The 17852-nt window shown below is 71.5% G+C and carries 18 protein-coding genes; 4 read left to right on the top strand and 14 right to left on the bottom strand.

What is annotated here, in order from left to right; all coding sequences use genetic code 11:
• Positions 1-10: 10 nt before the first annotated feature.
• The 5 genes from OHN19_RS29025 to OHN19_RS29005 all read right to left on the bottom strand — a co-directional run bounded on the left by OHN19_RS29025 (position 11) and on the right by OHN19_RS29005 (position 4361).
• Positions 11-985: a WxL protein peptidoglycan domain-containing protein gene (locus tag OHN19_RS29025; protein ID WP_330267017.1), complete on the bottom strand. Its 975-nt coding sequence runs from the start codon at positions 983-985 to the stop codon at positions 11-13.
• A 59-nt stretch (positions 986-1044) separates the two neighbouring features.
• Positions 1045-2361 carry a beta-xylosidase gene (locus OHN19_RS29020; protein WP_330267016.1) on the bottom strand — a complete coding sequence of 439 codons (1317 nt, stop codon included), beginning with the start codon at positions 2359-2361 and terminating at the stop codon, positions 1045-1047.
• Positions 2362-2483: 122 nt separating this feature from the next.
• Entirely contained in the window at positions 2484-2957 is a 474-nt protein-coding gene (locus OHN19_RS29015; protein ID WP_330267015.1) for a hypothetical protein, read from the bottom strand.
• Between the two features lie 206 nt (positions 2958-3163).
• The gene (locus OHN19_RS29010) at positions 3164-3517 is read right to left on the bottom strand and encodes a cytidine deaminase (RefSeq protein ID WP_330267014.1); all 354 of its coding nucleotides are present in this window, start codon (positions 3515-3517) and stop codon (positions 3164-3166) included.
• A 28-nt stretch (positions 3518-3545) separates the two neighbouring features.
• A complete protein-coding gene (locus tag OHN19_RS29005) occupies positions 3546-4361 on the bottom strand; it encodes a helix-turn-helix transcriptional regulator (protein ID WP_330269733.1) in 816 nt (271 codons plus the stop codon).
• Between the two features lie 146 nt (positions 4362-4507).
• Here OHN19_RS29005 and OHN19_RS29000 point away from each other — a divergent pair, with 146 nt between their 5' ends.
• Entirely contained in the window at positions 4508-5941 is a 1434-nt protein-coding gene (locus OHN19_RS29000) for an MFS transporter (RefSeq protein ID WP_330267013.1), read from the top strand.
• Here the strand turns inward: OHN19_RS29000 and OHN19_RS28995 are convergent.
• From OHN19_RS28995 to OHN19_RS28980, 4 genes are read right to left on the bottom strand one after another with little or no spacing between them, the layout of a single operon-like run.
• Positions 5903-6262 carry an MmcQ/YjbR family DNA-binding protein gene (locus tag OHN19_RS28995; protein WP_123760650.1) on the bottom strand — a complete coding sequence of 120 codons (360 nt, stop codon included), beginning with the start codon at positions 6260-6262 and terminating at the stop codon, positions 5903-5905. The genes OHN19_RS29000 and OHN19_RS28995 overlap by 39 nt on opposite strands.
• Positions 6259-7566 carry a hemolysin family protein gene (locus tag OHN19_RS28990; RefSeq protein ID WP_330267012.1) on the bottom strand — a complete coding sequence of 436 codons (1308 nt, stop codon included), beginning with the start codon at positions 7564-7566 and terminating at the stop codon, positions 6259-6261. The genes OHN19_RS28995 and OHN19_RS28990 overlap by 4 nt, the downstream gene beginning before the upstream one ends.
• The gene (gene ybeY / locus OHN19_RS28985; RefSeq protein WP_020136251.1) at positions 7563-8060 is read right to left on the bottom strand and encodes an rRNA maturation RNase YbeY; all 498 of its coding nucleotides are present in this window, start codon (positions 8058-8060) and stop codon (positions 7563-7565) included. The genes OHN19_RS28990 and ybeY overlap by 4 nt, the downstream gene beginning before the upstream one ends.
• A gap of 13 nt (positions 8061-8073) precedes the next feature.
• Complete coding sequence (locus OHN19_RS28980) at positions 8074-9132, bottom strand: PhoH family protein (RefSeq protein WP_078959977.1); 1059 nt, start codon at positions 9130-9132, stop codon at positions 8074-8076.
• Between the two features lie 251 nt (positions 9133-9383).
• Here OHN19_RS28980 and OHN19_RS28975 point away from each other — a divergent pair, with 251 nt between their 5' ends.
• Complete coding sequence (locus tag OHN19_RS28975; protein WP_330267011.1) at positions 9384-10106, top strand: FAD binding domain-containing protein; 723 nt, start codon at positions 9384-9386, stop codon at positions 10104-10106.
• 2 nt (positions 10107-10108) lie between these two features.
• Here the strand turns inward: OHN19_RS28975 and OHN19_RS28970 are convergent, their stop codons facing one another.
• The 3 genes from OHN19_RS28970 to OHN19_RS28960 all read right to left on the bottom strand — a co-directional run bounded on the left by OHN19_RS28970 (position 10109) and on the right by OHN19_RS28960 (position 13592).
• A complete protein-coding gene (locus OHN19_RS28970; RefSeq protein WP_330267010.1) occupies positions 10109-11221 on the bottom strand; it encodes a carbohydrate kinase family protein in 1113 nt (370 codons plus the stop codon).
• Between the two features lie 110 nt (positions 11222-11331).
• On the bottom strand, positions 11332-12657 hold the full coding sequence (locus tag OHN19_RS28965; protein WP_330267009.1) for a glucarate dehydratase family protein: 1326 nt from the start codon (positions 12655-12657) through the stop codon (positions 11332-11334).
• The gene (locus tag OHN19_RS28960; protein ID WP_330267008.1) at positions 12654-13592 is read right to left on the bottom strand and encodes a 5-dehydro-4-deoxyglucarate dehydratase; all 939 of its coding nucleotides are present in this window, start codon (positions 13590-13592) and stop codon (positions 12654-12656) included. Before OHN19_RS28960 ends, OHN19_RS28965 begins: the two co-directional genes overlap by 4 nt.
• Positions 13593-13707: 115 nt before the next feature.
• Here OHN19_RS28960 and OHN19_RS28955 point away from each other — a divergent pair, with 115 nt between their 5' ends.
• Both OHN19_RS28955 and OHN19_RS28950 read left to right on the top strand, forming a co-directional pair.
• Complete coding sequence (locus tag OHN19_RS28955; RefSeq protein WP_330267007.1) at positions 13708-14490, top strand: IclR family transcriptional regulator; 783 nt, start codon at positions 13708-13710, stop codon at positions 14488-14490.
• A 186-nt stretch (positions 14491-14676) separates the two neighbouring features.
• Complete coding sequence (locus tag OHN19_RS28950; protein ID WP_330267006.1) at positions 14677-15867, top strand: MFS transporter; 1191 nt, start codon at positions 14677-14679, stop codon at positions 15865-15867.
• Positions 15868-15931: 64 nt separating this feature from the next.
• Here OHN19_RS28950 and OHN19_RS28945 read toward each other — a convergent pair whose 3' ends face one another.
• Together OHN19_RS28945 and OHN19_RS28940 are read right to left on the bottom strand one after the other, a co-directional pair.
• Entirely contained in the window at positions 15932-16921 is a 990-nt protein-coding gene (locus OHN19_RS28945; RefSeq protein ID WP_330267005.1) for an adenosine deaminase, read from the bottom strand.
• Positions 16922-16941: 20 nt separating this feature from the next.
• A complete protein-coding gene (locus OHN19_RS28940) occupies positions 16942-17847 on the bottom strand; it encodes a ribonuclease Z (protein ID WP_330267004.1) in 906 nt (301 codons plus the stop codon).
• Positions 17848-17852 lie beyond the last annotated feature (5 nt).

Below are 17852 nucleotides of genomic sequence, written 5' to 3'. Positions count from 1 at the left end.
TCGGCCGTGACTAGGCGACCGGTGTCCGTGCCCTGGGCTGCGGCTGGACGACCGGTGTCCGGGTCCGCCGGGATCTGACGAACAGCGTCACCCCCACGGCGGCCGCCGCCCCGAGCACCACCGCGACCAGCCACGGCAACGCGAAGAACCCCGCACTCGCCGACTCCCGGGTGTCCTTCGCGGTCGCCGTCAACTTCACGTTCCCCCAGTCGAGTTGTGGCGCGCCGTCCCACGGCTCGCTCAGCCGCACCCGCTGGCCCGGCAGCAACTCTCCAGGGATACGGGCGAGTTCGCGGGAGAGCAACGTACGCCCGAACAATCCCGTCGCCCGCAGCTCCACCTTCGGGTTCAGCGTCACGTTCCCGGTGTTGCGCAGGGTGTAGGAGACCGTCGCCCCACTGTCCCCCAACCCCGGTACCAGCGGCTGGTGATGGCTGACGCGCACGTCCTCGACGGCGATCGCCGGCACGGTGGGCCCGCCGACCCGCAGGTAGATCCGCGCGGCGACGGCCCGCTGCACACCGAGCGCCACCGTGCCGTCGCCCTTGTCGACCCGTTCGTCCAGCGCCACCAACGCGCCGGGATGGTCGCCCGGTTCGGCGCCCTCCGGCACCGACAGCGTGAAGGGCACGGTGACCTTGCCGTGCGCGGGGACGGTCACCCGGGACTTCGCGGGCCTCGCCCAGGCCCCGACCCCGCGCTGTTTCTCCGCGACCGTGCGCACGGCGAAGCCGCCGTCGCGGGCGGTGTTGTACGCGTCGGCGGCGTAGAGCCGGAAACTCAGCGGCCGGGCCGTCTTGTTGGTGACGACCACCTTGTCGTCGATGCTCTGCCCGGGATCGGCGGAGAGGTAGAAGTAGGGCCGCGCAGCGATCTGGGAGGCGGCCGGGTACACCGACCAGCTGCCGTTGTCGGCGGCGTGCGCGGACACGGGCGCGGCGGTGGCCAGGAACAGGCTCAGGAGGAGGACGTACAGCTTGCGCATGGGTGCGGACCCCCACAGACGGAGAGGGACGGACGGGCGGGTGCGGGCGCCCGTACGGTTCAGCTGAGCGTGAGGGTGAGAACGCCGGAGTACGAGCCGACCGGGGTGAACGCCGGTACGTTCAGCGAGAGTCCGGCGTCCACGGTGAACTCACCGCCGGTGAGCGCCGCGTTGGGGGTGGACGCGAGGGTCGCCCCCGAGGAACCGACCGCGCCGGCGGAACCGGCCTGGCAGGTGCTCGGGCTGCCCGCCTTGGTGGCGCAGGCAGGAGTCCAGCTCAGGGCACTGGCACCGATCTTGGCGCCGGGCCCGGTGAAGTCGGTGACCTTGCCGGTGAGGGACCAGCCGGCGGGCCCGCCGCGGAAGTCCTTGACCGTCACCTGGTTGAGGTTGCCGGTCGAGGCCCCGCCCTTGCCGTAGTCCACCGCCGAGAGACTGACGGAGTCCCCGGCCTGGGACATGGACAGCGTGCCGGCCTTCACCGTGGTGGTGATCTTCTGGCTGCCGGCCGGGACGGGCGTGTCGTCGATGACGACGTACGCCTTGGGCCCGGCACCCTTGGCGTCGCTCCAGGCGCTGCCCTCGTACGCCACGACACCGGTCGTCGTCTTGTCGTTGACGACCAGCGAGCCGCTGAAGGCGCCCGAGGAGTCGGCGGTCGCGGTGGCGGTGTCCGCGGTCTGGGCGCTGCCGGCCCGCCCGGCCAGGGTGACCGTGGCGCCCGGGGTGAACTTGCTGCCGGTGACGGTGACGCTGTCACCGGGCTTCCCGGAGGCCGAACCGAGGGTGATGTCCCGCTCGTTGACCGGGTTCGCGTCGGTCGCGGTGACCGTCTCGGAGACCGGGGCGGGCGGGGTGATCACCGTGCAGGGGGTGTCCAGTTCGAGGATGTAGCTGGTGTGGATGTTGTAGTCGCCGGGCGAGAGGGTGATCGCGCCGGGCGCGGTGACCTTGAAGGTGCCGGTCATGGAGAAGGACGGGAAGGCGCCGTTGCCGGGCACCGGGTCGTTCTTCTTGGGGCCCGCGACCGTCACGGCACCGGTCTGGGCGCCGCCGAGGGTGACCTTGCCGGTCGGGGTCATGATGTCGGCCGGAAGCGCGATGGCCGTGGGGTTGCTGGCGGCTGGCTTGACCACCGTGTAGGTCACGGTGACGGTGTCGCCCACTTTGGGGCTGGCGTTGTCGACCGTGATCCTGCCGGTGGTCGTGCCGTCGATCGGCGGGATGCCCGCGACGGCGGGCGGAATGCAGTGCGTGGCGAAGTCCACGTCGGTGGCGGCGCCGGCCGGACAGGCCAGTGCGCCACCCGCCGTGACCGCGAGCGCGGTCGCCCCGAGCAACGAAGCCCAGCGGCGTCTTCGGGTTGTCGAACCCATGGGAGTGCCCCCTCTCTTCTGCGCTCACTGGGGGCATTGATGTGTGGATCGCGTGAAAAGTCAATGGAGCCGCCGCAGAAACCTGACGACTCATCAGTTTCTGCGGCGGCCCGGGGAGTTGCTCAGTCGAACACGAACGGACCCGGCGACTGCGGCCCGGTCGCCGTGCACGTGACGGTGATGCCGAAGACGACGATCTGGAGCGAACCGCCGTACGCCTCCAGGCTGTCACCGGAGTTCACGGTGCCGCTGAGCGGGCCGACGGTGACGGGGTCGCCGGCCGCGATGGCGGGGTTCTCCGTGCCGGTGAACGTGGCGGTGCCGCCGTTGGCGTCGACCAGGGTGAGGGTCGAGGTGATCGAGTCCTCGGAGAGCGCGAGCGGGGCGTTGATCGCCGAGGTGACCGTGAGGGTGGCGGCGGTGCCGTCCTGGGTGGCGGTGAGGGTGGCCTGGCCGCTGCCGTAGATGCCGCAGTCCGCGTCGATGGTCGCGGTGTCGGGGGTGACGGCGAGTGCGGCGGGCGCGAACGCCAGCCCGGTGGCCGCGAGCGTGCCGACCACCAGTGCCGCACCGGTACTGATGCGTTTGCCGTTCATGGAATCCGGTTCCCTTCCCGTGGTGGGGACTGCCATGTGGGGATGGACGGGGGGTGCGTTCCGACGGACGGCCGGCCGGCACGGGCGTGGTGCGGGACGCCGCGGGCGAGCTGGAATCTGACGGTCCGTCGGAATTTCCGGTTCCATTGATGCGCGTGGGGCGAGGTAGGGCAAGCAGGAAATCCGGCCAAGTGTTACCCGGGGTATCAGCCGGCGGTCACGGTGCTCCGTACGGTGCCGTCGGGCCCCGCCACCAGCACCGGGGTCCCCGGGCCGCCCAGGTCCCGGACCGCGGCGCGGTCCTCGTCGGAGGCCGATTCCGCGTCCGTCACCACGGCCGCCGCCTCCAGCGACTTCGCCCCCGACGCCACGGCCATCGCCACCGCCGTCCGCAAAGCACTCAGTTGCAACGAGGGAAGGGCCACGGTCCCGGCCACATACGTCCGCCCCGTCTCGTCCCGTACGGCGGCCCCCTCGGGCACGCCGTTCCGCGCCCGCGCCGAACGGGCCAGGGTCACGATCTTGCGGTCCTCGGGGTCAAGCGCACTGTTGTCGGTCATGACAGGAGCATACGAACCGGGCCCCGCGTCATCCCGCCACGGGGTACATCGCCCCGCGCCGCCCCTCCGGAGAGGCCAGCCACTCCAGCTTGGCCGCGGTGTTCGCCTCGCTCAGCGGGGTGTGCAGGACGACGGTCAGATCGGGGCGGGCCGGCACCTTCATCGCCGTGGACTCCACGCACAGCAGCCCGACCAGCGGATGGTCGAGCTCCTTGCGGATCACCCCGGCGTCCTCGATGTCCCGCCGCTCCCACAGCTCGGTGAACTCGGCGCTCGCCGCCATGACCCGGGCCAGCACCTCCTGGTACCCCTCGTCGTCCGGCCGCGCCGAGGAGGCCGCCCGGAACTGGGCGACGACCGTGCGCGCGTTCTGTTCCCAGCTGTGCGAACGCGACCGGTACAGCGGGTCGGTGAAGAAGTCGACGAGACAGTTCTGGGTGTTCTCCGGCCGCATGCCGAGCACCCAGCCGGCCGCGTCGTTGTACAGCACGCAGTTGTAGTACGCGTCCATGATGTGCGCCGGATACGGCATCCACGCGTCGATCAGCCGCCTGAGCCCCTCGCAGCCGTGGTCGGCGGCCGGTTCCGGCGCGGGCGGGTTCAGCCCGGCCAGGACGTACAGATGCCGCCGCTCGGCGTTGCTGAGCCGCAGCACCCGCCCGACGGAGTCCAGGACCTGCGGGGAGACGGAGATGTCCCGCCCCTGCTCCAGCCACTGGTACCAGGAGGCGCCGACCCCGGCGAGCACGGCGACCTCCTCCCGCCTGAGGCCCGGCGTGCGCCGCCGCGCCCCGCCGTCCGGCAGCCCGGCCTCGGCGGGCGAGACCCGGGCCCGCCGACTCATCAGGAACTCGCGCAGCTCACGGTGCCGCTCACTCTTGGGTACGACCTCGGGCACGAACGCTTCCCCCTCGTTGCTGCCTGGTGGTGCCACCACCAGCACAACTTGCCGCTCCCCACGGCTATTCCGGCGGCCGCAGGCTCTTGCCCATGGCGATCGACACCACAAGCCCCAGCACCGACCCGCTCGACACCCCCCGGCTGTCGACGCGCGACAAGCTCGTCCTGTTCGTCCTGTGCGCCGCCCAGTTCATGGTGGCGCTCGACTTCTCCGTCCTGAACGTCGCCCTGCCCGTCCTCGGCGCGGACCTCGGCATGAGCCAGTCCGCCCTCCAGTGGGCGGTCACGGCCTTCGCGCTGCCGTCCGGCGGCTTCCTGCTCCTGTTCGGCCGCACCGGCGACCTGTACGGCCGCAGGAAACTCTTCCTGTCCGGTCTCGCCCTGTTCGGCGCGGCCTCGCTCCTCGCGACCTTCGCGTGGGACCCGGCGTCCTTCCTCGCCGGACGCGCGCTCCAGGGACTCGGCGCCGCGGCGATCGTGCCGACCGGCATGTCCCTGCTCACCACGACCTTCCCGGAGGGACCCGCCCGCGACCGCGCGCTGGGCATCTCCGGCACCCTGCTCTCGCTCGGCTTCACCGTCGGCATGGTGGCCGGCGGCACCCTCACCGACACCCTCGGCTGGCGCTCCACGATGGGCCTGCTCTCCCTGTTCGCCCTGATCGTGCTGCCGCTCGCCCCCGCCCTGCTCCCGGAGTCCCGGACCCCGGACCGCCCCCGTCTGGACATACCCGGCGCGATCACCGTCACCGGCGGTCTGCTCTCCCTGATCTACGCCCTGTCCACGGCCGCCGACCACGGCTTCGGCCGCCCCGACGTCGTCACCACCCTGATCGCGGGCCTGCTCCTCCTCGCCGCCTTCGTCAAGGTCGAGTCCCGCACCGCACAGCCCCTGGTGTCCCTGCCCATGCTGCGCCGCCGCACGGTGGCGTGGGGCAACATCGGCGGTCTGGTCACCTTCTCGATGATGTCGACGGTCGTGTTCGCCCTGACCCTGTACCTCCAGGAGGTCCTGCGCCTGTCCGCCTTCGAGACCGGCCTGGTCTTCGGCGTCCAGGGCGTCCTCTCGGCGGTGGCCGGCACCTACGCCCCGAAGGTCATCGGCCGCTTCGGCCCGCGCCGCACCCTGGTCGGCTCGCTCGCCGGCCAGGGCGCCCTGACCGCCGCCCTGCTCGCCCTGGACACCGGGACCTGGTCCGTCTGGCTCGCCACCGCCGCCGTCTCCCTGGCCAGCATGTGCCACCTGGGCGCGATCATCTCGTACGGCATCACGGTCACCTCCGGCGTCCCGGACGAGGAACAGGGCCTGGCCACCGGCCTGGTCACCTCGACTCAGCAGGTCGGCATCACCGTGGGCATCCCCCTGCTCGGCGTCCTCGCCACCACCTCCCCCACCCTGCTGACCGGAGTCCACACGGTCCTCGCCCTGGACACGACGCTCGTGCTGGCGGCGGCGGTGCTGGTCGCGGTGGGGCTGCGGGTGCGCTCAGGGGCGGTCGAGACGCAGCCGCTCGGCGCGCGGTAGACCGGCCACCACCAGGTCGTACGAGTCCTCCACGAGCTCCCGGACCAGACGGTCCGGGAGCTCGCCGTCCACGGTGACGGTGTTCCAGTGGCGCTTGTTCATGTGGTAGCCGGGGATGATCAGCCCCGGGTGGTCGGTGCGGAGCCGGATCGCGTCCTCCGGGTCGCACTTGAGGTTGACCGTCAGGGGGCGGTTGTCCAGCCAGCTCAGGGCGAACATCTTGCCGAGGACCTTGAAGACCGAGATCTCCGGACTGAACGGGAAGTCCTCCACCGCCGCGTTGAACGACAGGCACAGGGCACGCAGTTCCTCGGGGGTCACTCGGACTCCTTCTCCACCTCGGCGGGTTCGAGGGCGGCCACCGGCTCCACCAGCACCGTCACGATCTTGTTCCGGCGGCCGGCGGCGGCCTCCGCGGTGAGGCGCAACGACCGGCCGTCGGGCAGCTCGACGACGCTCGACGCCCCGGCGATGGGCACCCGGCCCAGCGCCTTCGCGAGCAGACCGCCCACGGTCTCCACGTCCTCGTCGTCGTACTCGTCGAGCCCGTACAGCTCGCCCAGGTCGGTGATGTCGAGGCGGGCGGTGACCCGGTGGCGGTCGTCGCCGAGGTCCTCCACCGGCGGGAGTTCACGGTCGTACTCGTCGGTGATCTCGCCGACGATCTCCTCGAGGATGTCCTCGATGGTGACGATGCCGGCGGTGCCGCCGTACTCGTCGATGACGACGGCCACGTGGTTGCGGTCCTGCTGCATCTCGCGCAGCAGGTCACCCGCGTTCTTGGTGTCCGGCACGAAGGCGGCGGGCCGCATGGCCGTCGAGACCAGCTCGGACTCGGCGTCCCGGCTGATGTGCGTCTTGCGGACCAGGTCCTTCAGGTACACGATCCCTACGATGTCGTCCTCGCTCTCCCCGGTCACGGGAATGCGCGAGAACCCGGAGCGGAGCGCGAGGGTGAGCGCCTGACGGATCGTCTTGTAGCGCTCGATGACGACGAGATCGGTGCGCGGCACCATGACCTCCCGCACCAGGGTGTCGCCCAGTTCGAAGACCGAGTGCACCATCCGGCGCTCGTCGTCCTCGATGAGGGACTCCTTCTCGGCGAGGTCGACCAGCGCGCGCAGCTCCGCCTCGGAGGCGAACGGGCCGCGGCGGAAGCCCTTGCCGGGGGTGAGCGCGTTGCCGATGAGGATCAGCAGCGACGGGATCGGGCCCATGATCCGGGCCAGCGGGAGCAGGATGTACGCGGCCGCGGTGGCCGTGTTGAGGGGATGCTGACGCCCGATGGTGCGCGGGGACACCCCGACGGCGACGTACGACACGAGCACCATCACCCCGATCGCGACCAGCAGGGCCCGGGTGGTGCCCGGGAACTCCTGGAGACAGGCGTAGGTGACCAGCGCGGCCGCCGCCATCTCGCAGGCGACGCGCACCAGCAGCGCCACGTTGAGATACCGGGTCGGGTCGGCGGCGACCTGGGCGAGCTTGGCACTGCCGCGCCGCCCGTTCCGTACGGCTTCCTCGGCGCGGAAGCTGGAGACACGCGCGAGGCCCGCCTCCGCGCAGGCGGCGAGCCACGCGACGACGACCAGGGCGATCGCGCCGGAGACGAGGGGCAGGCTCATGAGACGGTCGGCGCGGGGGACGGGCCGGTCAGACCCTTCTCCTGCCTCCACCCGTCCACGATGGCCGCCTGGAGGCCGAACATCTCGGCCTTCTCGTCCGGCTCCTCGTGGTCGTAGCCGAGCAGGTGCAGCACGCCGTGGACGGTGAGGAGCTGGAGCTCCTCGTCCATGGAGTGCTGCGTCTCGGCCTCCTCGCCCTGCTTCTTGGCGACCTCGGGACACAGCACGATGTCGCCGAGGAGGCCCTGCGGGGGCTCGTCGTCGTCCTTGCTGGGCGGCCTGAGCTCGTCCATCGGGAACGACATGACGTCGGTGGGCCCCGGCAGGTCCATCCACTGGATGTGCAGCTGCTCCATGGCATCTTCGTCCACGACGATCACCGAGAGCTCGGAGAGCGGGTGGATGCGCATCCGCGCGAGCGCGTAGCGGGCGATGTCGAGGATCGCCTGCTCGTCGACCTCGGTTCCGGACTCGTTGTTGACGTCGATCGACATGGTGCTGGCTTGTCTACTTCCGCTTGTTCCGGCCGCCCTTGTGGGTGCCGTTCTCCGTACCGTTCTCGGTGTCGTACTTCTCGTACGCGTCGACGATACGGCCGACCAGCTTGTGCCGTACGACGTCCTGGGACGACAGGCGGGAGAAGTGCACGTCCTCCACACCCTCCAGGATGTCCTGCACCTGCCGCAGCCCCGACTTGGTCCCGTTGGGCAGGTCGACCTGCGTCACGTCACCGGTGATGACGATCTTCGAGTCGAACCCGAGCCGGGTGAGGAACATCTTCATCTGCTCGGGCGAGGTGTTCTGAGCCTCGTCGAGAATGATGAAGGCGTCGTTCAAAGTACGTCCACGCATGTACGCCAGCGGCGCGACCTCGATGGTGCCCGCGGCCATCAGGCGGGGGATCGAGTCCGGGTCCAGCATGTCGTGCAGGGCGTCGTACAGCGGGCGCAGGTACGGGTCGATCTTCTCGTAGAGGGTGCCCGGCAGGAAGCCCAGGCGCTCTCCCGCCTCCACCGCGGGGCGGGTCAGGATGATGCGGTTGACCTGCTTGGACTGGAGGGCCTGGACCGCCTTGGCCATGGCCAGGTAGGTCTTGCCGGTGCCCGCGGGGCCGATGCCGAAGACGATCGTGTGCTTGTCGATCGCGTCGACGTACCGCTTCTGGTTGAGGGTCTTGGGACGGATGGTGCGGCCGCGCGAGGACAGGATGTTCTGTGTGAGCACCTCGGCCGGGGTCTCCTGGCCGTCGCTCGTCCCGTTCTCGCTCGCTCGCAGCATGGCGATCGAGCGTTCCACTGCGTCCTCCGTCATCGGCTGTCCGGTGCGGAGCACCAGCATCATCTCGTCGAACAGGCGCTGGACGAGGGCGACGTCCGCCGCCGCGCCGGTCGCGCTGATCTCGTTGCCCCGGACATGGATGTCGGCCGCCGGGAAGGCCTTCTCGATCACGCGCAGGAGCGAGTCGCCGGACCCCAGGACCGAGACCATGGGGTGCTGGGCGGGGACGGTGAACTGTGCTCTCGCCTGCCCCTGCGCGGGGCTGTGACCTGTGGGTGTCTGAGTCATGGGCCGGCGCTTAAGGCCTGCGGTTCCTCCTCGTCACGGCCGCATCGGAAGGCGGCCTCGCGGTTCCAAGGGTACGACGGTGCACTGACAACGCCGTAGGGCTTTTCGACGGTGAGGGCGCCCTCCTTGCCGCGGTGAGCCCTGCATGCTCCCCCCGCACCCCGGGGAAGAATGCGCTCGCTGCCACGCGTGTTCGAAGCCGGTCAGAAGGCCTGGTGCCTGTCAGAAGGCCAGGAGAAAGCGGGAAAACCGTGCTGTTGCGTCTGCCCACCTCCCTGCCCGAGGCACAGGAGTGTCTGACCGACGGGGCGATACCCGTCGGCGGCGCCACGCTGGTGTGGGCCGCCTGGCAACGCGACGGCTTCCCCGAGCAGGCCGTCTCGCTGCGGGAGGTGCCGGAGGCGAACGTCCTGGGCGCCGGGGAACTGGGCGCGGCGGTGCTGCTGCACCGGATCGACGAGCGGGTGCCGGAGGTGCTGCGCCGGGCCGCGTCCGGGATCGGGACGGGGGCCGTGCGGCGGACCGCCACGGTCGGCGGCAACGTCGTCGGCAGCACCCTGCGCTGTCTGCTGCCCGCGGCGCTCGTCCTGGACGCCCGCGCGCGGGTGCTGGCGGCGGAGGGGCCGTTCGAGACGGACCTCGCCGAGCTGCTCGCCAAGAAGCCGCTGCTGCTGAGCCTGCACTGGGAGGAACCGCTGGTCAGCGGCTACCGCAAGGTGGCCGAGGCCCCGGGCGGTCCGCCGCCCCTGGTCGTCGCCACGGCCGTGCATTCGACCGCGGAGGGCGGCCGTGTCCTGCGCGTCGCCGTCCGCGACGGCTACGAGTTCCTCAGCGAGAGCGTGCCCTGCTCAGCGGGCGCGGACAGCGCGCTGGACGCGTTGGGCGGTACGACGATCGGGGCGCTGCCGTCCGAGGCCCGCGAGGTGGTCAAGGACCAGGTGGCCGAGGTACTGGAGCGGGCCGCGGGCCTCTGAACTCACGCCGACCTCCCGAACCCGATCGTCGGGACCGCCCTCCGCAGGGGCCAGGCCGGGGTCTCCTCCTCCGGGATCAGGCCGGCCAGGAAGGCGTAGCGGCTCAGGGCGGTCGGGTCCTGGGTGGTGACGGACTGGACCTTGCGCCACCAGGCGCCGATCTCGGACCAGCCCGGAGCGGACAGGGAGCCGCCGAACTCCTGGACGGAGAGCGCGGCGGTCAGTCCGGCGAAGGCGAGCCGGTCCGCCAGCGGCCAGCCCGCGAGGGTGCCGGTGACGAAGCCGGCCACGAAGACGTCCCCGGCACCGGTCGGGTCCAGCGCCTCGACCTCGATGGCCGGGACCTCGGCGGTCTCCCCGGTCCGCCGGTCCACGGCGTACGCGCCCTCCGCGCCCAGGGTCACCACGGCCAGCGGCACGTGCTCGGTGAGGGCGTGCGCGGCCTCCCGGGGGCAGCCGGCGCCGGTGTAGCGCATGGCCTCCTCCGCGTTGGGCAGGAAGGCCTCGCAGTGCGCGAGGTCGGGCAGGCCGGCCAGGTCCCACGCCCCGGTGTCGTCCCAGCCGACGTCGGCGAAGATGCGGGTGCCCTCGCGGGCCGCCTGGGCGATCCAGGGGGCCCGTCTGCCCGGCTCCAGCGAGGCGACGGCCGCACGCGCGCGTGGCGGGCAGTCCGGCGCGGGCTCCTCCGGGGGCGGTTCGTGGCCGTGGGAGACCATGGTGCGCTCGCCCTCGTAGGCCATGGAGACGGTGACCGGTGAGTGCCAGCCGGGGACCGTGCGGGACGGCGAGAGGTCGATGCCCTCGCCCTGCTCCAGGGCGTCCCAGCAGTACTCGCCGTAGTGGTCGTCGCCGAAGGCCGCGGCCAGCGAGGTGCGCAGCCCGAGCCGGGCGAGGGCGGTCGCCATGTTCGCCACTCCGCCGGGGCTCGACCCCATGCCGCGGGCCCACGACTCGGTCCCGCGCACCGGGGCGGAGCCGAGCCCGGTGAAGACGATGTCGAGGAAGACGGTGCCGGTGAGATAGACGTCCCAGGGCGGATCGCCTGCTGCGCGCACTGCGGCCAGGGGGTCGACCTGGGCCTTGTACGACGGTCCCTTCCCGTTGGACGCGATCACGGTGAGCTCCCTGCACGTGGTGCCGATCAGCCCAGTCTGCACCACGGCACCGACATCGGGCCGCCACCCACACCCGACCCGCCCGTCACGTCAGCGCGCGCCCCGGGGAGTCACCAGCGAGGCACCTCCGGCGTCACCCACCCCGGCTCGGCCACCCGCATCGCCGCCGCGTCGTCCCGCTCGCGCAGGGAGCCGTCGTCGTCCAGCCACCGCCGGTGCAGGGACTCCACCTTCTCCGGGTCGAGCTCGACTCCCAGTCCCGGAGCGTCGGAGACGGTCACGGAGCCGCCCTCGAACACCAGCCGCTCGGTGAGCACGTCCTCCGACTGCCACGGGTAGTGCGAGTCGCAGGCGTGGTGGAGGTCGGGCACGGTGGAGGCGACATGGGTCATCGCGGCCAGGCTGATCCCGAGGTGGGTGTTGGAGTGCATGGACACTGCCACCCCGAACGTCCGGCAGATCGCGGCGAGTTGCTGGGTGTTCCGCAGCCCGCCCCAGTAGTGGTGGTCGGAGAGCACCACCTGGACGGCGTCCCGCCCGAACGCCTCCTTGATCTCGGCGAAGGTGGTCACGCACATGTTGGTGGCCAGCGGCACCCCGGTCCCGGCGGCCACCTCGGCCATCGCCGCCGTGCCCAGCGCGGGGTCCTCCAGGTACTCCAGGACGTCCCCGAGCTCCCGGGCGACCTTCAGCGAAGTCTCCACGCTCCACGCCCCGTTGGGGTCGAGCCGCAGCGGATGCCCCGGGAACGCCTCGGCGAGGGCCCGGATCGCCGCGATCTCCTCGTCCGGCGGGAACACCCCGCCCTTGAGCTTGAAGGACGTGAACCCGTACCGCTCGGTGAACAGCCGGGCCTGCGCGACGACGCCCGCGGGGTCGAGGGCCGCTCCCCAGTCGTCCTTCTCCGCGGTCACGCCCTCGGGGTGGGACGCCCACTTGTAGAACAGGTAGGCGCTGTACTCCACGGCGTCCCGCACCTTGCCGCCGAGCAGCGCGTGCACGGGCAGCCCGAGCGTCTTGCCGAGCGCGTCGAGGCAGGCCACCTCGAACCCGGAGACCACGGACAGCCGTAGCTTGTCGGCGGTCTGCACGCCCCGCAGCCCTCCGACGTCGACCTGCCCGGAGACCCGGGAGGAGTCGACGGCCACCTGGTCCGCGACGGTGAACAGCCCGTTGAGGTCACTGACCTGGCGCCCGACCAGCTTGGCCGCGAACGGCCGTGCCAGTTCCAGGTACTTGGTGTCGCCGTACGTCTCCCCGACCCCGGTCACCCCGTCCGCGGTCTCGACCTCGACGATGAGCCTGGGTGTGTACGGCTGGTGCACGCCCTGCGTGTTCAGCAGCGGCGGGTCGGCGACGAGGATCGGCGTGAGGCGGACGTCGGTGATCGTGAGGTCCGCAGCGGGGGTGCCAGTGGAGGTGGCAGTGGGGGTCACAGCGCGGCTCCTACGAGGTCGAGGCCGGTGGTCAGCAGCTGCCGGAGATCCGCGAGATCGGCGGCCGTCGGATCGGTGAGCGGCGCGCGCACCGGCCCCACCGGGTGTCCCCGCAGCCGGGCCGCGGCCTTCACCAGCGACACGGCGTACCCGGGCACGCGGTCCCTGAGCTCGACGAGCGGGACGTAGAAGTCGCGCAGCAGCTTGTCGACCGTGCCGTCGTCGCCGTCGCGCAGGGCCGTGAAGAAGGCGTCGGCGATCTCGGGGGCGAAGGCGTGGACGGCCGAGGAGTAGGCGGGGACGCCGACGGTGGCGTAGGCGCGGGCCTGGATCTCGGCGGTGGCGGCGCCGTTGAAGAACAGGAAGTCCTCGGGGGCGGCGAGGGTGAGCCGCTGGAGCCGGTCGAGGTCGCTGTGCCCGTCCTTGAGCCCGATGACGCCGGGGATCCGGGCGATCCGGCGGAACGCGTCCAGGCCGAAGGCGACCTGGCCGCGCTGGTAGGCGATGAGGGGCAGCCGGGTGCGGGCGGCGATCTGCTCCAGCTGGGCGACCAGGCCGTCCTGCGGGGCGGCGACGAGGTAGTGCGGGAGCACGAGCAGCGCGTCCGCGCCCGCGTCCTCCGCGATCCGGGCGAAACGGACTGCCTGCGCCCAGCCGTAGCCGATGCCGGCGACGACGGGCACCCGGCCACCGGCCTCCTCGACGGTGATGGTGACGACCTGGCGGTACTCGTCCTCGTCCAGCGAGAAGAACTCGCCGGTGCCGCAGGCGGGGAAGACCGCGCCGGGGGCGGTGGCGATCCGGGCCGCGACATGGGCACGGAAGCCGTCCGGGTCGAGGGTGCCGTCGTCGTGGAAGCTCGTGAGCGGGAACGACAGCACACCGCGCGCCATGCCGTCCCGCAGCCGTCGGGCCGTGTCCGGGTCGAGGGTCACCCTCGCTCATCTCCCCATGTAGATGTCATCCACGTATGAGGATGGAGATTAGATAGGCGAACCGTTCTCGTCAATGGGCCGGTATCAGGTTTGGCGGGACGATTACGATCGGCCCATGTCAGAGACAGGTGGCGTCCGCGAGGTGAAGTCGGCGGCCCGCACGGTGGAGCTGCTCGAACTGCTGGCCGCGCGTGGCGACCGCCCGGCCCGGCTCCAGGAGCTCGCGGACGCGCTGGGCGTGCCCCGCAGTTCGATGTACGCACTGCTCCAGACCCTGATCTCGCGCGGCTGGGTCCGCACGGACCTCACCGGCTCGCTCTACGGCATCGGCATCCACGCCCTGCTCACCGGCACCAGCTACCTGGACTCCGACCCGCGCGTGCGGGCCGTACGGCCGTATCTCGACGAGGCGTCCGAGGCGCTGGGCGAGACCATCCACATGGGCCGGCTCGACGGCCGGGACGTGGCGTACCTGGCGACGCGGGAGTCGCACGAGTACCTGCGGACGATCAGCAGGGTGGGCCGCCGGCTGCCCGCGCACGTGGGCGCGCTCGGCAAGGCGCTGCTGGCCGAGTGGCCCGACGAACAGCTCCCCGAGGGGCCGTACGAGGCACTCACCCCGAACTCCCACACCACCCGCGAGTCCCTGCTGGCCGACCTCGCCGAGGTCCGGGCGCGGGGTTACGCGATCGACCGCGAGGAGGGCGTCCCCGGCATCGTCGGCTTCGGGTTCTGCCTGCGCTACGACTCCCCCGCCCAGGACGCCATCAGCTGCTCGGTACCGGTCGCCCGTCTGACGCCGGAGCACGAACAGCAGATCGTCACGGTGATGCGGGAGATCAGGGGCAAGATCGAGGCGACGGCACCGGGCGCGGGAGGCGCCCCGAACTGGCGCTAGACGCACCGAAAAGGCCCTCTTCTACCCGGCGTCTCCCACCCCAAACGGAACGTGATCCAGATCACGCCACCCGGGCTGTTTCCGCAACCGCGTGCTTGATACAAATTCCTCGCGCGTTCCTGTCCGTCGACGGCCTGCGCCATCCCCCCTCTTTTCGAGCCGCTTTCGCATGCCCTGGGAACGCCCGTGTTCGCCCGTCGCTCCACCCTGCCCTGGCCCCTCATTGCCCTCTTCACGGCCGGGTACCTCGCCCCCTACCTCCTCCCGACCACCGTCGGCAGGCTCGACTCGGGGCTCCCGCTCACCGCCACCGAGGCCGGCGCCGTCGGCAGTGCCCTGCTGCTGAGTTCGGCGGCGGCGGGCTTCCTGCTCGCCGCCCGCGTGGACCGTCTCGGCCCCCGCACCCTCGCCCGCGTCGGCCTCACCCTGGCCGTCCTCGGCTACGGCGGAGCCGCCCTCGCCCACGCCGTCCCGGCCGTCGTCGCGGGCGCCCTGATCGGCGGCTTCGGATCCGGTACGGCGACCGCGGTGGCCGCCACCGGCATCGCCGCCCAACCCGACCCGCACCGCACCACCACGGCCGGCCTCCTGAGCGTCTCCGCCCTCGCGGGCGCCGTCTACCTGACCGTCCCGCACCTGGGCCAGGGCCACGGCCAGCCCCTGGCGGCGATCGCCCTCACCGCCCTGCTGGTCTGGCCCCTGACGGGCCGTCTCCCCCTCGCCACGGCCCCCGCCCGCAACCGGGACACGGCGACCGCCCCGCTCCCCCACCTCCGCGCCGGTCTCCTCCTGGCCGCGACCCTCCCCTGCTGGTCCCTGGCCCAGAACGCCCTCTGGGGCGTCAGCGGCCGCATCGGACTCACCCAGGCGCACCTCTCCGAGGCCACGGTCGGCGCGGTCTTCGCGATCGCCCTCGGCGCGGGCCTGCTGGGCGTCGTCGGCGCGGGCGCGCTGGGCCCCCGCCTCGGCCGTGCCCTCCCCATCGGCGGCGGCACGGTCCTCATCGCCGCCTGCATCACCCTCAGCGCCTCGGCGACCGACCTCACGACCTTCGCGACCGGCGAGATCGCGTGGAACACCCTCTACCCGATCGTCCTGTCGTACGTCATAGGCCTGGCCGCCTCCCTGGACCCCCGAGGCCGCTGGGCGGTCCTGGTCGGCTCGGCGTCATCGTTGGGCACGGCAGCGGGTCCTCTGACGGGAAGCCTGCTGGCGTCCGAGGCCGGCTTCCCAGCCATGGGCACGGTCCTGGCGGCGGGCCTGCTGCTGATCGCCGTACCGATGACGGTGGTGGCGCTGGGCGCGGGCAGGCGAACGCTCCCGGTGGTGGAAATCCAGGTGGAAACCCAGGCGTACGACAAAGCAACGGCTGCTTGAGGGCACTTAGGGGCGCGGGGAACTGCGCGACAAGCCACGAAGCACCCGCACCCGACAACGCACCTCAGAACTCGTACGCATCAACTTCCGCCAGATACCGAGCCCGCAGCTCCTCATCATGCTCAAGGAAGGACGCAAGGAAGGAGTTCCGGGCCAACTCCCGCAACCGCTCTTCGCCCAGGCCCAGCGCCGAGCGCACCGCCTCGAAGTTGTCCCCCGCGTACCCCCCGAAATACGCCGGATCGTCAGAGTTCACCGTGCACAGAAGCCCCGCATCCAGCATCGCCGGCAACGGATGATCCCCCAGCACATCAACCGTCCGAAGCCGCACGTTGGACAAGGGGCACAAGGTCAGCGGCACGCGATCCCGCACCAGACGAGCCACCAGCTCCGGCGACTCCACACACCGCAACCCGTGGTCGACCCGCTCCACCCCGAGCACATCCAGCGCCTCGACGATGTACTCCGGCGGCCCCTCCTCCCCGGCGTGAGCCACCCGCCGCAGCCCCAGCGCGGCGGCGGCCTCGTACACCTCACGGAACTTCACCGGCGGATGCCCCACCTCGGCGGAGTCGAGCCCGACGCCCACGATCCGGTCGAGATACGGCTTCGCGGCCTCGAGCGTCTCCATCGCCGACTCCGCGGACTCGTCCCGCAGGAAGCACATGATCAGCTGGGTGGTGACACCGTGCCGCTCCGCACTGCGGCCCAGCGCCCGCCACAGCCCCTCGACGACCGTCCCCATCTCCACACCCCGCACGGCATGCGCCTGCGGGTCGAAGAAGATCTCCGCGTGCCGCACCCCCTGCACCGCGGCTCGGGCGAGATACGCGTTCGCCAGGTCCTCGAAGTCCCGCTCGGTGCGCAGGACGGCCATGAGCTCGTAGTACAGGTTCAGAAAGGACTGGAGGTCCTCGAAGTCGTACGCCTTGCGGAGCTCGTCCGTGGAGGCGTACGGCAGCTCGACGCCGTTGCGCGCGGCCAGCTCGAACGCCAGCTCCGGCTCCAGGGTGCCTTCGATGTGCAGGTGCAGTTCAGCTTTGGGGAGGGACATCAAAGCATCGTACGGCTGCTCTATCGCCGTTTCGGAACCGGCACCCGCAGCAGGTCATGGGCCACGGTCAGCTCGCCCTCGTACCCGGCGGCCCGGGCCTGCCGCTCGAACTCGTCCGGGTCCGAGTAGCGCTGGCTGAAGTGGGTGAGCACGAGATGCCGTACGCCGGCGTCCCGCGCGACCTTCGCGGCCTGACCTGCCGTCAGGTGACCGTGCTCCACCGCGAGTTGCTCGTCCTCGTCGAGGAAGGTCGACTCGATGACGAGCATGTCGACGCCGTCCGCGAGGGCGTGGACGCCGTCGCAGAGCCGGGTGTCCATGACGAACGCGAACCGCTGGCCCCGGCGGACCTCGCTGATGTCGTCGAGGGAGACGCCGTTCAGCGTGCCCTCGCGCTGGATCCGGCCGACGTCGGGTCCCTTGATGCCGTGCGCGGCGAGCCGGTCGGGGAGCATGCGGCGGCCGTCGGGTTCGGTCAGGAGGTAGCCGTAGGACTCGACGGGGTGCGAGAGCCTGCGGGCCTCCAGGGTGTAGTCGCCGGTCCGGGCGATCACCCCGTCCTCGGCGACCGGTGCCTCGGTCAGCCGGACCGTCTCACGGTAGGCCGTCGCGTACCGCAGCCGGTCGAAGAAGCGCTGTCCGGACTTCGGGTAGTGGGCGGTTACCTCGTGCGGGACCCGGTCGAGGTTGATGCGCTGGATCACGCCCGCGAGGCCGAGCGAGTGGTCGCCGTGGAAGTGGGTGACGCAGATCCGGTTCAGGTCGTGGGCGGCGACCCCGGCGCGCAGCATCTGGCGCTGGGTGCCCTCGCCGGGGTCGAAGAGGAGACCCTCGCCGTCCCAGCGCAGCAGGTAGCCGTTGTGGTTGCGGTGCCGGGTGGGGACCTGGCTGGCGGTGCCGAGGACGACCAACTCACGTACGGACATGGCGG

This window comes from Streptomyces griseorubiginosus (assembly GCF_036345115.1).
Taxonomy (GTDB): domain Bacteria; phylum Actinomycetota; class Actinomycetes; order Streptomycetales; family Streptomycetaceae; genus Streptomyces; species Streptomyces griseorubiginosus_C.
This window is presented reverse-complemented; position numbering and strand designations above follow the sequence as displayed.

What these genes read in the sequence shown, in the direction of transcription:
- OHN19_RS29010 (WP_330267014.1), bottom strand. Translation starts at nt 3,517, where the DNA reads ATGACCGACAACAGTGCGCTTGACCCCGAGGACCGCAAGATCGTGACC.
- OHN19_RS29015 (WP_330267015.1), bottom strand. Translation starts at nt 2,957, where the DNA reads ATGAACGGCAAACGCATCAGTACCGGTGCGGCACTGGTGGTCGGCACG.
- OHN19_RS28980 (WP_078959977.1), bottom strand. Translation starts at nt 9,132, where the DNA reads ATGACTCAGACACCCACAGGTCACAGCCCCGCGCAGGGGCAGGCGAGA.
- OHN19_RS29000 (WP_330267013.1), top strand. Translation starts at nt 4,508, where the DNA reads ATGGCGATCGACACCACAAGCCCCAGCACCGACCCGCTCGACACCCCC.
- OHN19_RS29025 (WP_330267017.1), bottom strand. Translation starts at nt 985, where the DNA reads ATGCGCAAGCTGTACGTCCTCCTCCTGAGCCTGTTCCTGGCCACCGCC.
- OHN19_RS28990 (WP_330267012.1), bottom strand. Translation starts at nt 7,566, where the DNA reads ATGAGCCTGCCCCTCGTCTCCGGCGCGATCGCCCTGGTCGTCGTCGCG.
- OHN19_RS28955 (WP_330267007.1), top strand. Translation starts at nt 13,708, where the DNA reads ATGTCAGAGACAGGTGGCGTCCGCGAGGTGAAGTCGGCGGCCCGCACG.
- OHN19_RS28940 (WP_330267004.1), bottom strand. Translation starts at nt 17,847, where the DNA reads ATGTCCGTACGTGAGTTGGTCGTCCTCGGCACCGCCAGCCAGGTCCCC.
- OHN19_RS29005 (WP_330269733.1), bottom strand. Translation starts at nt 4,361, where the DNA reads ATGAGTCGGCGGGCCCGGGTCTCGCCCGCCGAGGCCGGGCTGCCGGAC.
- OHN19_RS29020 (WP_330267016.1), bottom strand. Translation starts at nt 2,361, where the DNA reads ATGGGTTCGACAACCCGAAGACGCCGCTGGGCTTCGTTGCTCGGGGCG.
- OHN19_RS28945 (WP_330267005.1), bottom strand. Translation starts at nt 16,921, where the DNA reads ATGTCCCTCCCCAAAGCTGAACTGCACCTGCACATCGAAGGCACCCTG.
- ybeY (WP_020136251.1), bottom strand. Translation starts at nt 8,060, where the DNA reads ATGTCGATCGACGTCAACAACGAGTCCGGAACCGAGGTCGACGAGCAG.